Genomic DNA, 17,986 nt, shown 5'->3' on the forward strand with positions numbered 1-17,986 from the left:
TAGTAACTGCCCACTTAGCCAGAAATATACGATTCCATTTGGCCAACTACTTAGTTGAATAAAAAGCTCCCCCAGCCAAACATTTTAATCGTTTTTTTCGAAATAATTACCAACAGCCTCGACAGTAGACCCGATAGCAGACACGGTAGCAAGACCGACAGCCCCGGCAGTCCCCATACAAATACTGGTAGCAACACCTGCAGAAACACCTTTAGCGAGACCGGTATCAACACTGCTGGTAGCCCTTTCCCCCGCAACAGAAGCCCAGTAGAACCCTAAAGCAGTTCCAGCACCGGCGGTCATTAAAGGCCCAAAAGTAAGCCCTACACCAGCAACCCCGACAGCAGCAGCCACGGTAGCCCCGGCAGCAAACCCGACAGCAGCCGAGGGAGCAACCGGGTGAGCAAACATCAAAGTAGCCTGGCAAAGAAATTTAAGAGTTTCTTTCGAAAAAGTTACCATACGATCCTGCAATGGGATGCTTTTAATCTCATGATCAGTTAATTGTTTTTCACAGGAAAGGTAGTTTTTTTGTTTAGAACTTTCCACGCATTCCCGCATGCATGAACTACTAGGATGTCCGCTTTTTGGATTGGTATTTCTACGTTTTATTAAGCCAGAGTCTATTGTGGGATTAACAGCATTAGTAATACTGTCCATATCAAAACCCTCCATTCAATTTATGTTTGTTAAGTACTTATGCTTGGATATTTATATTTCGTTTTAGTTCCCTATGAATAATTAATTTTTATACTAATCCTGCCACTATGGTGTTTTTCCTCTCCCGGAAGGTGATAGTTGAATAAAAAACTCTCATCACCCCGGAACAAAAAGCCGCTGTGAAGCGGCCTGATTTCAATAGACATATCGATAAAGTGGACAGGCTCCCGAAGTAACCCATGGAGTCAAGAAGCAATGACCGATAATCCTTATGGTGCGAAGCTTATTGACTGATCTTCCGTTTACGGGGCTGTCTGCCCGCTGGCTTTGACGCTTTGGCTGAATCAGACTTCCGGGCGCTGCTGGTTTTCTTCTTACTGGCAACCTTCTTTTTGCCGGAAGCGTTTGGCTTGCCCTTTTTAGCCGTTGTTTTGGCCGATTTCCTGCCTTTCGGCTTACGACCGGATGGCTTACCGTCTTCGGAAGCGCCTTTAGAGGATATGCCTTTTCCTTTTTTAGCCGCCTCTTCAGCAGCCCTGGCTTCTCTGAGCAGTTTTTCCTTGGCCGCTGCCGATTTAAATCGACTGCCAAGCGCGGCACTTCCGGATGAACGGGATTTTTTAGCGGAACCAGACTTACCGGATGATGTTCTTCTTCCCGGTTTGCTGAGGGTTGACAGCAGTTCAAAGTCGATCTTCTTGTCATCCAGATCCACCTTACTGACCATCACCTCCAACTCATCGCCCAGGCCAAACCGACGACCTGTCCGCTCCCCTCGCATACAATGATGTACATTGTCGTAAATGTAATAGTCATCCGGCAGACTGGTGACGTGTACCAATCCCTCTACATATACATCTTTCAGCTCAACAAACAACCCGAATCCGGTGACTGAAGAGACAATACCGCTGAAGGTCTGACCAATATGCTGCTGCATATAGTCGCACTTCAACCAGTCCATGGCATCGCGGGTTGCCAGATCAGCCCGCCGCTCTGTGGTGGAACAGTGCTCTCCCAGTGATTGAATAGCACCGACGTTATAAGGGTAGATGCGCTTTTCAGGTATGGGGCTGGCTCCCACACGAACCACATGCCGGGAGGGAATCTCTGAGCGAATAATACGACGAATCGCCCTGTGCACCAGTAAATCAGGGTAACGCCGGATGGGTGAGGTAAAGTGAGTATAAGCCTTGAAGGCCAGACCAAAATGCCCCTGATTATCACCACTGTAGACCGCCTGACTCATTGAGCGCAGTACCACGGTCTGAATCACGTGGTAATCAGGACGATCTTTTACCTTAAGCAACAATGCCTGAATATCACGGGGGGTGATTTTTCCTGAAGGAAGTACCAGCCCCAGACTGCCAAGAAAGCTGTTCAGGTTGAGCTTCTTCTCCAGCGTCGGCCCTTCGTGCACACGGTAAAGTCCCGGGAGATTATGCTTTTCCAGAAACTTTGCCGCGCACACATTGGCACACAGCATACACTCTTCAATCAACTTATGGGCGTCATTACGCTCCCTTGGCACAATCTGCTCAATCTTGCGGTGGCGACCAAAAATAATCCGGGTCTCCACCGTATCAAAATCAATCGTGCCCCGCTCTGCCCGCACAGACACCAATGTCTTGTATAGCGAGTACAGGTGCTCAAGGTGTGGCACTAACGGCTTGTACTGTTTCCGTAGCTCCCGGCCTTCATCACTGAGGGACAACATATCCCAGACTTTGGTATACGTCAGCCGGGCATGGGAGCGGATAACACCCTCATAGAATTTGTAGCCGGAAATCTTGCCTTTGCCACTGATGGTCATTTCACAGACCATTGCCAGTCGATCTACTTCGGGGTTCAGGGAACACAAACCATTAGACAGAACCTCAGGCAACATGGGAATCACATGCCCCGGAAAGTAAACCGAGGTACCCCGGTTAGCCGCTTCCTTATCCAGGGCCGAGCCCGGTTTCACATAGTGGGAAACATCGGCAATCGCAACAAAAAGTCGCCAGCCGCCGCCTTTTTTCGACTCACAATACACCGCATCATCAAAATCACGGGCATCTTCACCGTCAATAGTGACAAAAGGCGTTGCCCGTAAATCGACCCTGAAATCTTTGTCGGATTCTGCAACCTCGGTAGTAAAACCCTTGCACTGTTTTTCTAACGCTTCCGGCCAGTCATGGGGAATATTATGGGTGCGGACAGCAACCTCAACCTCCATTCCGGCATCGGCTCTGCCCCCGAGAATTTCCTTAACAATGCCCATAGGCATGTTGCGGCGCCCTGGTTGCCGGGTAATTTCCAGCAGAATATATTGACCTTCCGTGGGCATCAGCGGGCCCGGCTGGACAATAATCTCCCGGCTAATACGGGGGTTTTCAGGCACCATAAAGGCCGCACCAGACTCGGTATAGTAACGACCAACAACCTGCGTCGTATTTCTCTCAATCACTTCAACCAGCTGGCCTTCCCTGCGGCCACGATGATCGACGCCTGATTCACGCACAACCGCACGGTCACCATCAAACAGCTGCCGCATCTCTCGGGGGGAAAGGTAGAGATCCTCACCACCACCATCAGGCATTAAAAAGCCAAATCCTTCTTTATTGCCCTGAACAACACCTTTAATAAGATTCAGCTTACTGATCAGGGCAAAGGCATTCTTGCGATTTTGCAGCAGCTGACCATCACGGATCATCGCCTTGAGGCGAAACATCAGCGCTTCTTGCTGTTCTTCGTCGTTTATACCCAGTTCACGACATAACGCCCGATGGCTGACCGGTGCCCCTCGCTGCTCAAGGTATTCCATGATGTACAGACGACTGGGGATCGGGTTTTCATAGCGCTCTGCTTCGAGAGATGCCTGACTATCCTGGCTTTTCCACCCTTTTGACATGGGGTTATTGCACCTCTTTTATGGAATATGGCATGGCATATGGCAGCTCGGGGCTGCCTGGTGAAAATGAAAATCTACTATCATGATATCTTTCTTCAAAAGCCATGGAGGGGGGGGAGAAGTCAACATTGAATCCATCCTGTATTAGTACATGTATCAGACTATTAATGCAAAGGAAGAAGATGAAAAGAGAGATTAATAAAAGAAAAACTGCATAAGACCGGGAACTTATTGACTGGCAGGCAGGTCGAAAATGATAAAACGATGGAACTCCGGGGTTTGCAAACGCCAATCCATAAGCATCACAAATTCAACGAAGTCAGAAACATGATACACAGCAGCGGACCCGCACCCTCCCCCATCCAGACAGACACTCATGCGGCAAATGCCACTGAGGCCCCGACGTATCTGGCAACCCAGCAAACCCTTGGTCAGAGGTTCGCCCTTCGGTGCCATAAATCTATCAACAGGGTGTTTCTGAGATTTATGGGCGCCAGAGCGACATTTTTACGGGCTGCGGCAACAAATGATGTGCTACTGATCAGACGCATGGTGAGCGAGCATCCTTCAGCCCACGGCTGGGTAACCAGTTATCGGGTTGAGGATAAGCTGGATGATGCTGCGGCCAAAGCGGTGGCAAACGGCAAGACAGACGCATTGGTGATATTGCTTGAACACGGGGCTTGCCCGAATGAGGCGTTGATAGGTAGAAATTTTTGTATCCCGCCAAAAAGAATGTTTTTTGATGAACGGGGACGCCGTCGCCAGCATCATGTTACAGACAAACTGACACCAGAAACAGTCAGAATATTGCTAAATAATATTCATATTTGCCCTGACGCTACCATCAGGCTTGGGGATAGCTGGGGTCATTACCTTTATTTTACTGCGAAGGAATTAATTAACAGTAACTCTGGTCACAAAAACAGGGAAGAAATCTGTAAAATGCTTGTCAGCCACGATCAAGTCAATGTGAACACGGAGATATCATTTTACGATACTGGTGCGTTCGCTTTATCCAGCAAAGTAGATAATCAGAGTTTTTATCGACATCCAAGAAGTACTTTCATCAACGTAAATTTTATTGGCCAGACCTTGATGTTTGATAACTTCGGCCTGACTGAGCATCTGCTTACAGACCAGACTCTGGATCTGGACCCCGGCTTACCCAGCGGCACAGGAGCCGCTGAAAACCTGCTGGTTATTTTTATGGATAAATACTCCAAGGGGTATTTCCGCAAATTGAACGATCGTTTTGATATTTTACTCACTGCCCTGAAGGACAAAATTACCAACTCTGATGCCTTTCGCAACCAACTTTTGGCAAGCGAAAACAAGTTGTTCAAACAGCAATTTCTCACACTGTTTGCTATTGAGCACCAATGCAGGCATGCCCCATCCCCTACTGATTTTCAACACCTTAACTGCGACCAGCTAAACGATGAAATCCTGGACATATTTATGAACATGTCTTATGAAACCCCGCCCGATTATCACCTTCTTTATCCAAACCCACCGCCGAGTTATGACTAAGTTATTGCAGGTAATCTTAAAGATTGATTAGCTCATCAATGGCTGAAATATCCACAGTACCCCTTTGAATCCATACCTGCTTTATAAGATGACAGTACAATGAGCTGCATATCACCAAAATCCTCAGGATCCCGTTCTTGTAGTTCAGCTGGTGTTTTCTTATCTATAGGACCCAAATATAACAGGGACTTATCAATCTCAATGCCTATTGTTGGAGTGTACATTCTTTTAACCTCGTAAATAATCAATGTTATGCACAGTTCACTGAAACACTATTGGAGCGGGCTTCCACAAGTGAAGAAATTCAAGACAAAACCATAACTACTCCCAATATTACCTGACAGCCGATTTATCCAATGATAAACCGGCGTTTTTTCACAGGAATCAATCATGATGATCAGGCAAACGGCTGACGCAGAACAATAGTTTCTACACGGTCAGGTCCAGTAGATATAATATCAATCGGTGTACCGGTTACTTCTTCAAGACGCTTGATATAAGCCAGCGCATTGGCAGGCAGCTCATCAAGGCTCTTCACACCAAACGTCGACTCGCTCCAGCCAGGCATCTCTTCATAAACAGGCTGAACGGACTCGTACTCTTCAACATCAACAGGCGTGGTAATGGACTCACCATCAGCATTCTTGTATTCCACGCAGATGTGGATTGTGTCAAGACCGTCAAGCACATCCAGTTTGGTCAGGCATAGGCCACTGACCGAGTTAATCTGAATAGCCTGTCTCAGGGCTACGGCATCAAACCAGCCACAACGGCGCGGACGACCGGTAGTAGCGCCAAACTCATTACCGACTTTGGCCAGATGGCGACCATTTTCATCATCCAACTCTGTTGGGAAGGGTCCTGAACCAACACGGGTGGTGTAAGCCTTGGTAATACCCAGTACGTAATCCAGGTAAAGCGGACCAAAACCAGTACCCGTAGAGGTGCCACCTGCGGTGGTGTTGGATGAAGTTACAAACGGGTAAGTACCGTGGTCGATATCCAGCAGAGAACCCTGGGCACCTTCAAACAGCATATGGTCGCCACGCTCATGATGCTCATGCAGACGGTCAGATACACGATCAATCATCGGAATCAGTTCCCTGGCCATGGCCAGCGTGTCATCCAGAACGGTCTGGTAATCTACGGCTTCCGTCTTGTAGTAGTTCTGCAGGGCAAAGTTGTGGTAATCCATCACTTCTTTCAGCTTTCTGGCAAAACGCTCAGGGTGCAGCAGATCTGCAACACGTAAACCTCTGCGAGCTACCTTGTCTTCATAGGCAGGACCGATACCACGCCCCGTCGTACCGATTTTGGCTTCCCCTCGGGCCAGCTCACGGGCCTGATCCAGTGCCACATGGTAAGGCAGAATCAGAGGACAGGCCGGGCTGAGCTTCAGGCGCTCACGAACAGGAACGCCGGTTTCTTCCAGCTGCTTCATCTCTTTCAGCAACGCATCAGGAGACAGCACAACGCCGTTACCGATGTAACAAACCACATCTTCCCGCAGGATTCCGGATGGAATCAGGTGCAGAACGGTTTTCTCACCATTAATAACAAGGGTGTGCCCGGCATTATGGCCGCCCTGGAAGCGAACAACAGCTTCCGCCTGCTCGGTCAGCAAGTCGACAATCTTGCCTTTACCTTCATCACCCCACTGGGTGCCAAGTACGACAACAGTCTTACCCATGGAATCGGTCTCTTAGTTTCAATGCAATTATAACGGTTCAACCAACCATTCGCCGTCACGGCAGATCAGCTGATGGTTGCAACCCATGCCTGCTGCTTCTGTCGCTTGCCCGGAAAGCTGGCGAACTACCCGCTCTCCCTTACGACGCAGGGACTGCACTAGGGTAGCATCCGCATCAACAGGCGCAAAAATGGTCTTGCCTTCGGTACAGTCATCTGTACTTTCTGTTTTCAGTTCCAACAAAGCCTTTAGCTCCATAAGCGTCTTGAGGTCAGTGCTGAAACCGGTCGCAGGGCGTGATCGGCCAAAGGCTTCACCGATCCCATCATAGCGTCCGCCTTTGGCAATTGCCTGCCCCTGACCGGGCAGATAGGCCGCAAAAACGACACCTGTATGATAGTTGTAGCCCCTTAGCTCTCCCAGGTCGAAATAGAAGCCAGTACCCGGATAGAGGCTGTTAATCTCTCTGGCAATCAACCCAAGTTCATCCAGAGCGGTGGCGACGCCCTCAGGACCATCAGCAAGCTCACCCCTGGCCCGTTCGAGTATTTCCGGACCACCTGCCAGGTTGGGCAGGCTTTTCAGCATCCTGGCGGACGCTGCACTGATATCCCACTGATTGACCAGCTGTTCAACTTTAGAGATCGCTTTGCGCTGCAGGGCATCAAAGAGCTCCAGCTCCTGATCACCCGATAGTCCGGCCTGAGATGCCAGCAACCGATATATCTGCACATGCCCAAGATCCAGACTGACCGAATCGGCATCCACCTGAGCCAGGGTTTCCAGCATCAGGGAAATCACTTCCAGATCACTGTCAACACCAGAGTGACCGTACAGCTCTGCACCTATCTGGATAGGTGACCTTGAAGCCCCAAGGGAAGCGGGACGGGCATGAAAGACACTGCCCGAATAACAAAGTCTTACTGGCCCATCCACTTTCAGGGTATGCGCATCAATTCTGGCCACCGCAGGTGTTGTGTCTGCCCTTAATCCCATGGTTCTGCCGGTCAGTTGATCGGTTATCTTAAAGGTTTGCAGATCAAGGTCATGGCCGACACCTGCCGTCAATGACTCAATAAATTCCAGATGGGGAGGAATCACCAGTTGGTAGCCCCAGTGGTCAAACAGGTCGAGTATGTCGCGCCTTAACTTTTCAGCACAACGGGCCCTGCCGGGAAGAATTTCCTCAATTCCATCAGGCAGCAGCCAGCGATCAGCGACGGTCATAACAGCCTCTCTTATTGTTACTGTGGAAGTTTTTTCTTCGCTACTTTCCTACCATTGCCTACCACGCCACACCTGGTTGTTGGAAAGTGTCCAGAGCAAAGTGGCTAACCATTGATCAGATACAGTAAAGCCACACCCACCAGCATGCTGATCAGACCGGCAATTCTGAGTTGCCGATCATCAATGTCAGCCAATCGGCTCACTAATTGTCGCCAGCGCTGTGGGTAAAGAAATGGCACAACACCCTCAAGCACCAGCATCAGGCTAAGAGCAATCAACAATTGCTGCGCAAAGTCCATTGTCCATTCTCCGCTGTTTATACCAATTCCACCAGCCACACGTTCAATGGACCCACACACGAAAAAACCGGGCGAGGCCCGGTTTTGATAATACTACCACGGTTTTTTAACATGGCAGCAAGAGTTCATTATTTGCCTTGCTTATCGTGATTAAAGTAGCGGAAGAAATCACCTTTTGGCTCAATCAGCATGACATCACCAGACTCTCCAAAGCTCTCTTTGTAAGCCTGAAGACTACGATAGAACGCATAGAACTCCGGATCCTGCTGATAAGCTTTGGCATAAATCTCAGCTGACCTGGCATCCCCGTCACCGCGGATCATTTCAGACTGACGGTAGGCATCGGCCAGAACCACCTGCTTTTCACGGTCGGCATTTGCCATGATACCTTCTGCCATCTCCTGACCACGGGAACGATAGTCCTGAGCCTCTTTCTCACGCTCGGATGACATCCGCTCGAACACCGAGTCACTGACCTGAGGAGGCAGGTCAATCCGCTTGATACGGACATCCATAACGCTGACACCAAGCTCCTGCTGGGCAACTTCATTCAGTGTTGTGGTCAGTTCTTCCATCATCTCATCACGCTGGCCGGAAACCACTTCGTTCAGAGTCAGGCTACCAAACTGGTTCCGCATACTGGACTCTGCACGCTGGGCAAGCAGGTTACTGGCACGGAATACATCACCTGCCGTTGCACGGTAGAAGTCGTAGACGTTGTGAATACGCCACTTGATGTAGGAATCCACAATAACGGCCTTTTGCTCAAGGGTCAGGAAGCGCTCGGATGGCACATCAAGGGTCTGCAGACGACCATCGAATACCTTAACCTTGTCAACCAGCGGGATTTTCACATGCAGGCCCGGAGGAATGCTGTCACGCACTACCTGACCAAAACGAAGTTGAACCGCACGCTCACGCTCAGAGATAACGAATAAACTCCCCCACGCCAGTATCACAACAACCAGAGAAATAATCAGTCCAGTGAAGGCTTTCTGACTCATCGACTTACCCTCCCCCCACTGACTCGCGAGCTATTGACGCGCTTATTCAATTCTTCTGTCACCCGGGTGGTAATCTCGTTTAATTCCTGGGCAGATAACTGTCTGGATGGCACCTTGCTGCTGCCATGGGACTGTGTCAGTTTATCCAGTGGCAGGTACATCATATTATTGCCACCTTCAACATCTACCAGCACCTTGCTGGATTTACTGAACACGTCTTCAATCGCCTCAATATACAGACGCTCACGGGTTACATCAGGTGCCTGTTTGTACTCACCCAACAGTTTCACGAAACGATCCGCTTCACCCTCTGCCTTAGCTACCACTTCATCACGGTAACCGTTGGCATTCTCGATAATACGCTGAGCCTGACCACGGGCTTCCGGAATAATCTTGTTGGCATACACCTGGGCCTTGTTCTTGGCCCTTTCTTCATCCTCTCGAGCGCGGATAACGTCATCAAACGCTGCCTGCACCTCTTTAGGAGGATGGGCGCTCTCAATGTTTACCTTGGCAACATTAAGGCCGGTACCGTAGCTATCCAGATAAGTTTGAAGGCGGTCACGTACTTCAATACCCATCACCTCACGGCCTTCGGTCAACACCTGGTACATCTCGGAGCCACCGACAACATGACGCAGTGCACTTTGTGTCGCTTCTTCCAGACTTACCAGAGGCTTGGCAACGTTGAGAACATAGTGCTTGATGTCATCAATGTTGTACTGAACCGACATGGCCACCTCGACGATGTTCTCGTCTTCGGTCAACATTTGCTGCAGAAGGTTGTAGGTCCGAAGTTCAGTAACCCGTTCCTGAAATTTGGTTTCAATGGGAGGGAAGTACATATGCAGGCCAGGGCCCACCGTTTCTGCATACTCACCAAACCGAAGGATGACGGCCTGCTCTTTTTCATCAACGGTATAGACCGCATTCCAGATGTAAGCAGCAACAGCAAGTATCAGGATGCCAATAAAAATGCCGGAAGAGGAGCCTGCCTGAGCACCGCCACCGGAGCCTCCGCCGCCTTTACGGCCTCCCCCAAACATGGAATTCAGTTTTTCCTGAAATTTGCGAAAAGCATCGTCCAGGTCCGGTGGTCCTTGCTTATCGCCTTTGTTACCACCGCCCCATGGATCCTGGTTATTTCCACCCGGCTCGTTCCAGGCCATATATGTCTCCGTAGAGTCAGCATCAAATTGAATTTTGGTTTGAGCATCCCTGTTACTGGGGACAACAGGCGAATAAATCCATTGCCAGTCCATCAGAGGATGTGCATACCATAGTTACCTTCAGACCTTGAGAGTCCCAAGTATGACATGACGTCGCAGGATAAATTTCCAGAGCAGCCATCAACTTCCACTTCGCCCTTTCACTGCAACACAGGAGCGTAAAAAATGCAATGTATCCGTACCGCCTGGAATCCTGACCAGCCTTTACAGGCACTCAATATGTGCCCGGTAAAGATAGTTCCTGAGCCAGATTGTAGAGTTTGGATAGCGAATAGCGCAAGCCGAATTGGTAAAGACCGCAACGGATTTTCTTTACAAACACCAGATTATAGCTGTTTCACCCAAATTTTCTCCATCATTCGTGATGAAATATTCTGTCCAGCCAGGAAAGCTATTTATATTTTGCCGCTACACCAGCAATAAGTGATTCAAATTTTTTACGGGTAAACAGCAAGGTAATATTCAAGAGAAAGGACACTGCACGTATTGATCTGGATCAATACGTGCAAAACGCAGGGCGGTTAAAGCATGGAATTAAAGCAACTCTCACTCAGGCCTTCCTGCTTGGAAAGACGCTCAAAGTCAGACTTTGGCAGACGAATATCCAGAACCACATCGCCACTATCGGAGTAGGCTTCTGATTGAATAGCGCCGAGCTTATAGAGTCGGGCACGAATACGTCCCTGGGCAGGTTTCAGGGTTAACTGTCCCTGCAGCATATCATCGCCAAGCAACTCTTTGATGGCTTCCTGCAGCAGATCAGCACCATCACCGGTAACTGCTGAAACCCAGACCCGTACAGGATATCCTTCATCATCGCGCTGAATTTTCGGCTCTACCCCCTGTAACAGGTCAATTTTGTTATAGACCTCCAACTGTGGCACTTCATAAGCATTGATCTCTTTTAATACCGAATGGACCTGGTCCATGTTTTCCAGACGCTCTGGATCATGACTGTCAATAACATGCAGTAGAAGATCAGCCTGACGGGTTTCTTCAAGCGTTGCCCGAAATGCCTCAACCAGCTTATGAGGCAAGTGACGTATGAAACCCACCGTATCCGCAAGAACAACAGGTCCAATATCCGGTAAATCAATTCGGCGCAGTGTTGGGTCAAGGGTGGCAAACAATTGGTCAGCGGCGTAAACCACCGATTCAGTCACACGGTTAAAAAGTGTCGACTTACCAGCGTTCGTATATCCAACCAGTGATACCTGGGGAACCTCTGCCCGCTGCCTGGAACGTCGCCCCTGCTCCCGCTGTCTGCGTACCTTTTCCAAACGACGGCTAATGCTTTTGATGCGGGCCCTTAGAAGACGACGGTCAGTTTCCAGCTGGGTTTCACCCGGTCCTCTAAGGCCAATACCACCCTTCTGTCGCTCAAGGTGAGTCCAGCCACGAACCAGTCGTGTACTCATGTGTTGTAACTGAGCAAGCTCAACCTGAAGCTTACCTTCGAAGGTTCTGGCACGTTGGGCAAATATATCCAGAATCAGTCCGGTGCGATCAATAACCCGGCACTTCAGCTCTTTTTCAAGATTACGTTCCTGACTTGGAGAGAGGGCATGATTAAACAGCACAACATCGACATCGTGCAGTACAACCAGCTGACGGATTTCTTCAACTTTGCCGGGACCCACAAAGAAACGGGGATTGGGATGTTTGCAACCTGCAGTAATAAATGCGGCAGACTCAACGCCAGCGGAGCTTACCAGCTCCATGAATTCCTGGGGGTCTTCCCGCTCACGATCATCGTTCAATTCCAGATGAACAAGAACTGCGGATTCACCACCCTCATGGCGGTCAAAAAACAAATAGATCTCCTAAACAGACACGAACCACACGCATATACAGCTTGGAACCAGCTTACCGAAACGTGAAAATAAGACTGCGCCACATGGCTCATTTTTAAAATAAATAATAAAGAAACCTAAAGGCGCCTAAGGCGCCCTCAAGATGCATCAACATATTTACTCATTCTCAGACTGATCAGTACCCTGCATCGGCAAACGAACCGGACGGCTGGGGACGACAGTTGATACAGCGTGCTTGTAAACCATCTGGCTCACTGTATTCTTGAGAAGAATAACGAACTGATCGAAAGACTCAATCTGCCCCTGAAGCTTAATACCATTAACCAGGTAGATAGAAACCGGCACGCGTTCTTTACGCAGAACATTCAGGTAAGGGTCTTGTAGAGAATGCCCTTTTGACATTTCTGTACTCCTTTTAATTCTCGGGTTTTTGAATAGCCTTGTTTCACTTTGGGGAGGACTATCCGCTGGACCGGCTGCGCCAGTACTCATTGTTCAATAAATGTACAGTCTATGAAATGCCGACTCACATTAAGCTAACCCAACACCGCACTCAATAAGTAATACTAGCTACTCCCACCAGTCCTGCAGGAACAATTAGAGGTTCTAAGGTACTACTTTATTTAGCAATAAGACTGAACAGCCATCGGTTTTTAGAAGAAAGTTACATTTTTGACCTTGGTATTCTTAAAGGCTATGTACTTTACCTAATGACTATATAATACATCGATACAATTTAATTAATTAAGGTTAAGGACACTCTCCAATACTTTCAAGGCATCACCCGGCAGGTTGTTGGAAAAAGTATCAAGCCAGTGAATATCCGGCCAGCTTCTAAGCCAGGTTAGCTGTCTTTTAGCCAGTTGCCGAGTCGCAATAATACCCCTTTCGACCATCTCATCGTAGCTTAGTTCCCCAGCCAGGTACGACCAAGTCTGACGATAACCAACGGACCGGACAGAAGGCATGGAAACATTGAGGTCCCCACGCTGATAAAGCCGGGTCGCTTCCTCCAGAAAACCATTCTCAAGCATCATTCTGAAACGCAGTGCAATGCGTTCATGGAGCACAGAACGATCTTTTGGAGCCATCGCCAGACTGACAATGACATAGGGCAAACCTTGCTCTTCCTGCTCCCTGTGCCATTGAGAAAGCGGTTTACCTGTCAGTTGATAAACTTCCAGGGCCCGCTGCAAGCGCTGGGTATCCGATGGATTTATTCTGAGCGCAGCTTCTGGATCAACTTCCGAGAGTTGCTGGTGTAAAAATGCCCAACCCCTTGCCTGTGCGCTATCCAGCAGCTGTTGCCGAATCCCAGCATCGGCAGAGGGCATGGTCGCCATACCGTCCCTGAGCACCTTAAAGTACATCATCGTACCACCAACCAGCAGAGGTATTCTCCCACGGGCGCTGATATCAGCCATCAACGCCAGGGCATCCCGTCGAAAATCGGCGGCTGAATAAGATTCAGCTGGATCAAGAATATCGATCAAGTGATGAGGCGCTTCTACCAGAACCTCCGGTTCCGGCTTGGCAGTGCCAATATCCATCCCTTTATAGATGAGTGCCGAGTCCACACTGATGATTTCAAAAGGCAGCTGTTTGCTGAGCGCTACCGCAAGGTCAGTTTTGCCTGAAGCGGTAGGGCCCATCAAAAATACAGCGGGGGGGAGCTGCTTTTCCTCATGGGCGGACATAAGAGAATGTGTACCTGAAAATAATGGAAGTGTGATTCTATCGGATTGTACTGAACATTCGATAGTAGAATGTTCATTTATAGATCGCAGTATTCCGGAAAAGTTTCCAGCAAAGAAAGATCTGTGGGAAAACAGCAAAAAGGCACAAAAAATGGCCCTTTTAAAGCTTGGCAGATTCCCCCAATTGCTCACCTGAGAGAAAACGTTGCACCAACATTGAATTGAGGCTGAAAGTAGCGCGATCCAACCATCCTGACAAAGCGGGATACGCATTATTCAGGAAAGAACAAGATAGTAGTACCAGATAATTCTGAACTTTTGCAATTAGAGCCAGTCTATATAAAAAAATAACCAATCGATCATTATAATATTTTCCATGTTTCCAAATATAACGCCAGATAGACCTGGTATTCAGGGGATTGCAAATCTCACAAGGGCTGATTCCGAAGATGGCGAATTTCGCCCATCACACCATTCATCCCTACTGCGTGGAGTGCATACCGTTGATATTGATGAGGAAAACCTGACGGTTCAGTCAAGCGATGCCACGGGTGCGTCTGCTACCGGGGGGCCATTAGTTCACAGAACCGTATCTTCAAGCAATAGTGATTCCCGGTTAGGGAGTATTTGTGCAATGTCCAGGCGAGTTGTCGAGGTAGCTGCCACGACAATCGTTGCCTTGTCACCACTGATGGTTTATAAAGATAAAGCTGCTAAAATCATCAGCCTGGGAGGGGTATTTTTTGGGAAATTCGCACAATTACAGGCTCTGAAAGTTGATTCCCGTTTTATCAGAAGACTGAGTAACAGCCAACTTCAGGGAGGTTGGATTGATCCGAAGACAGTAGAGAACCGTTTGCAGCGTAATCTTCATAATGGCGGATGGTGGCCAGAAGAGATCGGATCGGGGATATTTCCAGAGTCTGATTTTGAAAATCCTGATCATCGCCCGAAGAGAGCAAAACTGGAAGCCCCCATAGAGTATATTGAAAATCTTGGGCGCGGGACTGTTGCCCAAATCGATAAATGTATCATTAACGGACATCCCTATGCTGTTAAATCGGTATCAGAAAAGTTAATTAGAAATATCAGCGATGATGTCTGCATAATGAAGACTGTCTTTTTTCCTGTATTGCGCAGAATGCTGGTTTCTGCCCTGGACAAAACGCTGGGAACACCAATAACCTATGCAAATTTTGTTAAAGCAGCGACATCCCTGATTGATGAGGGCAATTTATCAAAAGAGCTTGTCAATACCATAAAACAAGGTCTTGTGTTGGAAAAACTGTCACAATTGAACGAATATTCTATTCCGGTTCCTGTCAATTCAGAGTTGGCGAACTATGTTCAACGGATACCGGTTAAATTTAAGGTTCCTCGGGTTGCTGAAAATATTTCCAGTTCTGATGCTCTGGTCATGGAGTTTATTGATGGTTGCTCCTTCGACCGTTTTATCAAAATGTATAGACGGTTTCGTAAATGGCAACCTGTCTGGAGACAAGGAGAGATGTTGTGGCTAAGCACTTATAATATGAGAGACATTAACAGGAGTCTTCGCAATCTGCTGGTGTCGGTCTATGTGCAAGCTGCTCACGAATCCCGGTTTTTGAATGGTGACTTTCAGGAGGGCAACTTCATGATGAAACTGGAATCTGATCATATTTGCATATATTTCATTGATCATGGAAACTGCATTACTGTGGATAATTTCGATATTGGAGCCCAGGATGTGCTTTGCAACTGTCTGGTAATGGATTTGTTCCTGGTGTTTTATCAACGCCACCATGACAGAACTCAGGAGGATCATCTTCAACTTGTCTCAGATCATATTGAATTATGGGAGGAAACAATCATGGATTTGCCTATCCAGCCACTGGCAGGAGAAATCCATGAAAGCTCCAGAGAGTTTATCCATAACTGGCGTGAAGTTTTTGATAACCAGCAACAGTCATCAGAGTTTAGTGTTCACAGATATACCAATGGGATGACCGTAAGGGAAGTTTGCCGTGATATCTACCGAATGTTGCAATCCAACTATGTATTTTCGGGGAAGGCAGAGCAAATGATATCCGAAGAGGAGTTTATTTATAGCCTGCCGGATGTACTCTCCAAAGCGGCATTGAAAAACAGGCTTAATGACAATACCAATAAAGACGAAGTCTTTAAAGCTGCAGTTGTTCCCTTTATTGATTATCTTAACGACTTGGGGCTTCACCTGAAAGATAGCCTGTTGCTTTATCGGGTTTTTCGACAAATCCAGGCTTATCGTAACAATGAAGTGTGGTAAACGATATGCCCAGAGCTAAAAGTGGAACTACCTTCGTTTATCTTCCTGAGTCCTTTCAGGAAATAGTAAAAAGAAAGCAGGATAGGTCTGATTGACCTTGATTTTTTTCCCAGATGAAAACAGTGGTAGAACCCTGCCAACTTTGGCAACAATATTCTCGGAAAGCCTCCTAACCCAACGCTTCCAGGCACTGACCATGAGAACATCCTTTTTATTTTTCTAGCAACTGTTCGTTAAGGATGGTTACATCGGGTGTGGACAATGGCGGCAAAGACTCATAACGGACAGACAAATCTAATGCAAGATAATCTGGCTCGACAACCACTACACTCATTTCCGAGTTACGGTTAGGGCATGATTGGTCAGTCACATTGCCTTGCTCGGTACCAGTCAGTAGCGGCTGTCTCAAGTCTGTTGGATAATTTTCCGACGGTCTTGGGCAGCAAACCCTTACCACGCAAGCTTTTACCAACCTTAAACCGGTAAAGCAATTCAGGCACTGATCAGAATTGATAATATTCCAGGCAGCCTGGAAGAAATGTCCTGTTTCGGTACTCCCACCAACGTTCATATAAACCTCCTGAATCCCGTCAAGCTGGGATTGATATTATTATTCGTACTTGTTTATAAGACCGTTTATTTCTGAAAAGATTCCATAAAATGTATTTATTTCTCTTTTACGGGCAGGAGGGATAAAAAATAGCACTTTTATTAACGGTTCACCCCTCGTTCGCATGATCCCCCTGGGAATGCATACCCGAAACTCCCTCTCAATGCAAAACCCCCCATATTCAGGTGTTATTCAGTTAGGAACAGTCCTTAATTAATTTTACCGGTTTAGAACTTGATCTCCGTTCATCCTGAGCGGAGTCGAAGGGTGTCAGGCACAATGCGCGAGCCCGGAGTTCATCGAGCAATGATTCCCGCCTTTTTTGCTCCCGCGCATACCGGGAAGAAAACATTTGTGACTTGACCGACCCACCCGATATACAGGATTGCTGTGCAGGCTGAGCCAATATTTCATCTGCTTCAGTTTTTACCCGCTCCACGGAATAATTGTATTTAAACCGAATCAATGGACGCTGGCGTTGATCCGATGGACTGGGAAAACTGTCCCATAATAAAGCTATGTATTCACATAGCTTCTGATTCATAAACTTAAGCGATTTCTCTTCAGCTAATAGCGTTTCCAAACTGAATCCTTCAAGATTATCAGTGGTGCTGGCAACCTGAAACTCCCCATAATTGGGCAACCCATCAGACTCATGCCAACATGGATCAAAATCAAAAAGCGCTTTAGCAGCACGCTTGGTTATCGTGCATTTATCAAATGCGAGTCCATTTTCCTGGCGCAGCCTCTCAATGTTGCCCACCAGATCTTTTTTTAATTTTTCTTCTTTTATTTTGTTTTCTTCTATTATCTTTTGGTTTCTTATTCGTTCTTCACTATCTGTGCGTTGAAGCTGACTTTTGCCAGGCTGGCTTTTTGCCTCACATAGTAAGAAACAGGACACCCATATTTTCTTGGGAGAAATAGGGGGAGCTTAGTTTTTGGGATCTTTAGGCTCAAGCTTTAAAAATTTTTTATGCCCCCAGGACACGAGGAGGCTGTCCGAGAATAGTGCCCGTCTAGGAGGCTGTCCGAGAATAGCCTGC

At 47.8% G+C, this 17,986-nt stretch carries 15 protein-coding genes; 2 read left to right on the forward strand and 13 right to left on the reverse strand.

The features are described 5' to 3' along the window. Positions 1–84: 84 nt before the first annotated feature. The gene (locus KDK15_RS04550; RefSeq protein WP_257294179.1) at positions 85–660 is read right to left on the reverse strand and encodes a hypothetical protein; all 576 of its coding nucleotides are present in this window, start codon (positions 658–660) and stop codon (positions 85–87) included. Positions 661–943: 283 nt separating this feature from the next. Beyond that, complete coding sequence (rnr, locus tag KDK15_RS04555) at positions 944–3,550, reverse strand: ribonuclease R (RefSeq protein WP_257294180.1); 2,607 nt, start codon at positions 3,548–3,550, stop codon at positions 944–946. Between the two features lie 231 nt (positions 3,551–3,781). Between rnr and KDK15_RS04560 the strand changes: the two genes are divergently transcribed. Next, the gene (locus tag KDK15_RS04560) at positions 3,782–5,083 is read left to right on the forward strand and encodes a hypothetical protein (RefSeq protein WP_257294181.1); all 1,302 of its coding nucleotides are present in this window, start codon (positions 3,782–3,784) and stop codon (positions 5,081–5,083) included. 35 nt (positions 5,084–5,118) lie between these two features. On the opposite strand, the gene KDK15_RS04565 is transcribed toward KDK15_RS04560, so the two are convergent. From KDK15_RS04565 to miaA, 9 genes are all read right to left on the reverse strand, one after another. Beyond that, positions 5,119–5,307, reverse strand: coding sequence for a hypothetical protein (locus KDK15_RS04565; RefSeq protein WP_257294182.1), 189 nt, complete (start codon positions 5,305–5,307; stop codon positions 5,119–5,121). Positions 5,308–5,480: 173 nt separating this feature from the next. Next, positions 5,481–6,773 carry an adenylosuccinate synthase gene (locus tag KDK15_RS04570; protein WP_257294183.1) on the reverse strand — a complete coding sequence of 431 codons (1,293 nt, stop codon included), beginning with the start codon at positions 6,771–6,773 and terminating at the stop codon, positions 5,481–5,483. Between the two features lie 27 nt (positions 6,774–6,800). Further along, positions 6,801–8,000 carry an ATP phosphoribosyltransferase regulatory subunit gene (locus tag KDK15_RS04575; protein ID WP_257294184.1) on the reverse strand — a complete coding sequence of 400 codons (1,200 nt, stop codon included), beginning with the start codon at positions 7,998–8,000 and terminating at the stop codon, positions 6,801–6,803. A 104-nt stretch (positions 8,001–8,104) separates the two neighbouring features. Further along, complete coding sequence (locus tag KDK15_RS04580; protein WP_257294185.1) at positions 8,105–8,299, reverse strand: DUF2065 domain-containing protein; 195 nt, start codon at positions 8,297–8,299, stop codon at positions 8,105–8,107. Between the two features lie 128 nt (positions 8,300–8,427). Continuing rightward, positions 8,428–9,303: a protease modulator HflC gene (gene hflC / locus KDK15_RS04585; protein WP_257294186.1), complete on the reverse strand. Its 876-nt coding sequence runs from the start codon at positions 9,301–9,303 to the stop codon at positions 8,428–8,430. Further along, positions 9,300–10,472 (reverse strand): FtsH protease activity modulator HflK, encoded by a 1,173-nt coding sequence (gene hflK, locus KDK15_RS04590; RefSeq protein ID WP_257294187.1) that lies wholly within the window; start codon positions 10,470–10,472, stop codon positions 9,300–9,302. The genes hflC and hflK overlap by 4 nt, the downstream gene beginning before the upstream one ends. Before the next feature lie 581 nt (positions 10,473–11,053). Beyond that, positions 11,054–12,346: a ribosome rescue GTPase HflX gene (hflX, locus tag KDK15_RS04595; protein WP_257294188.1), complete on the reverse strand. Its 1,293-nt coding sequence runs from the start codon at positions 12,344–12,346 to the stop codon at positions 11,054–11,056. A 156-nt stretch (positions 12,347–12,502) separates the two neighbouring features. Continuing rightward, positions 12,503–12,748, reverse strand: a complete 246-nt coding sequence (gene hfq, locus KDK15_RS04600) for an RNA chaperone Hfq (protein WP_257294189.1) — start codon at positions 12,746–12,748, stop codon at positions 12,503–12,505. 338 nt (positions 12,749–13,086) lie between these two features. After that, the gene (gene miaA, locus KDK15_RS04605; protein ID WP_257294190.1) at positions 13,087–14,043 is read right to left on the reverse strand and encodes a tRNA (adenosine(37)-N6)-dimethylallyltransferase MiaA; all 957 of its coding nucleotides are present in this window, start codon (positions 14,041–14,043) and stop codon (positions 13,087–13,089) included. A gap of 376 nt (positions 14,044–14,419) precedes the next feature. On the opposite strand from miaA, the gene KDK15_RS04610 reads away from it, so the two are divergent. Beyond that, positions 14,420–16,330, forward strand: coding sequence for an AarF/UbiB family protein (locus KDK15_RS04610; protein WP_257294191.1), 1,911 nt, complete (start codon positions 14,420–14,422; stop codon positions 16,328–16,330). A gap of 211 nt (positions 16,331–16,541) precedes the next feature. Here the strand turns inward: KDK15_RS04610 and KDK15_RS04615 are convergent, their stop codons facing one another. Further along, positions 16,542–16,901 carry a hypothetical protein gene (locus KDK15_RS04615; RefSeq protein WP_257294192.1) on the reverse strand — a complete coding sequence of 120 codons (360 nt, stop codon included), beginning with the start codon at positions 16,899–16,901 and terminating at the stop codon, positions 16,542–16,544. 235 nt (positions 16,902–17,136) lie between these two features. Continuing rightward, the gene (locus KDK15_RS04620) at positions 17,137–17,844 is read right to left on the reverse strand and encodes a hypothetical protein (protein WP_257294193.1); all 708 of its coding nucleotides are present in this window, start codon (positions 17,842–17,844) and stop codon (positions 17,137–17,139) included. Positions 17,845–17,986 lie beyond the last annotated feature (142 nt).

The organism is Endozoicomonas sp. YOMI1 (genome assembly GCF_024606345.1).
In the GTDB taxonomy this organism is placed as follows: Bacteria; Pseudomonadota; Gammaproteobacteria; order Pseudomonadales; family Endozoicomonadaceae; genus Endozoicomonas.

Excerpts from the sequence above, each read along its gene's own strand:
- KDK15_RS04580 (WP_257294185.1), bottom strand. The coding sequence starts at position 8,299 with ATGGACTTTGCGCAGCAATTGTTGATTGCTCTTAGCCTGATGCTGGTG.
- KDK15_RS04565 (WP_257294182.1), bottom strand. The coding sequence starts at position 5,307 with ATGTACACTCCAACAATAGGCATTGAGATTGATAAGTCCCTGTTATAT.
- miaA (WP_257294190.1), bottom strand. The coding sequence starts at position 14,043 with ATGTCCGCCCATGAGGAAAAGCAGCTCCCCCCCGCTGTATTTTTGATG.
- hflK (WP_257294187.1), bottom strand. The coding sequence starts at position 10,472 with ATGGCCTGGAACGAGCCGGGTGGAAATAACCAGGATCCATGGGGCGGT.
- KDK15_RS04570 (WP_257294183.1), bottom strand. The coding sequence starts at position 6,773 with ATGGGTAAGACTGTTGTCGTACTTGGCACCCAGTGGGGTGATGAAGGT.
- KDK15_RS04610 (WP_257294191.1), top strand. The coding sequence starts at position 14,420 with ATGTTTCCAAATATAACGCCAGATAGACCTGGTATTCAGGGGATTGCA.
- hflC (WP_257294186.1), bottom strand. The coding sequence starts at position 9,303 with ATGAGTCAGAAAGCCTTCACTGGACTGATTATTTCTCTGGTTGTTGTG.
- rnr (WP_257294180.1), bottom strand. The coding sequence starts at position 3,550 with ATGTCAAAAGGGTGGAAAAGCCAGGATAGTCAGGCATCTCTCGAAGCA.
- KDK15_RS04575 (WP_257294184.1), bottom strand. The coding sequence starts at position 8,000 with ATGACCGTCGCTGATCGCTGGCTGCTGCCTGATGGAATTGAGGAAATT.
- KDK15_RS04615 (WP_257294192.1), bottom strand. The coding sequence starts at position 16,901 with ATGAACGTTGGTGGGAGTACCGAAACAGGACATTTCTTCCAGGCTGCC.
- KDK15_RS04550 (WP_257294179.1), bottom strand. The coding sequence starts at position 660 with ATGGACAGTATTACTAATGCTGTTAATCCCACAATAGACTCTGGCTTA.
- hfq (WP_257294189.1), bottom strand. The coding sequence starts at position 12,748 with ATGTCAAAAGGGCATTCTCTACAAGACCCTTACCTGAATGTTCTGCGT.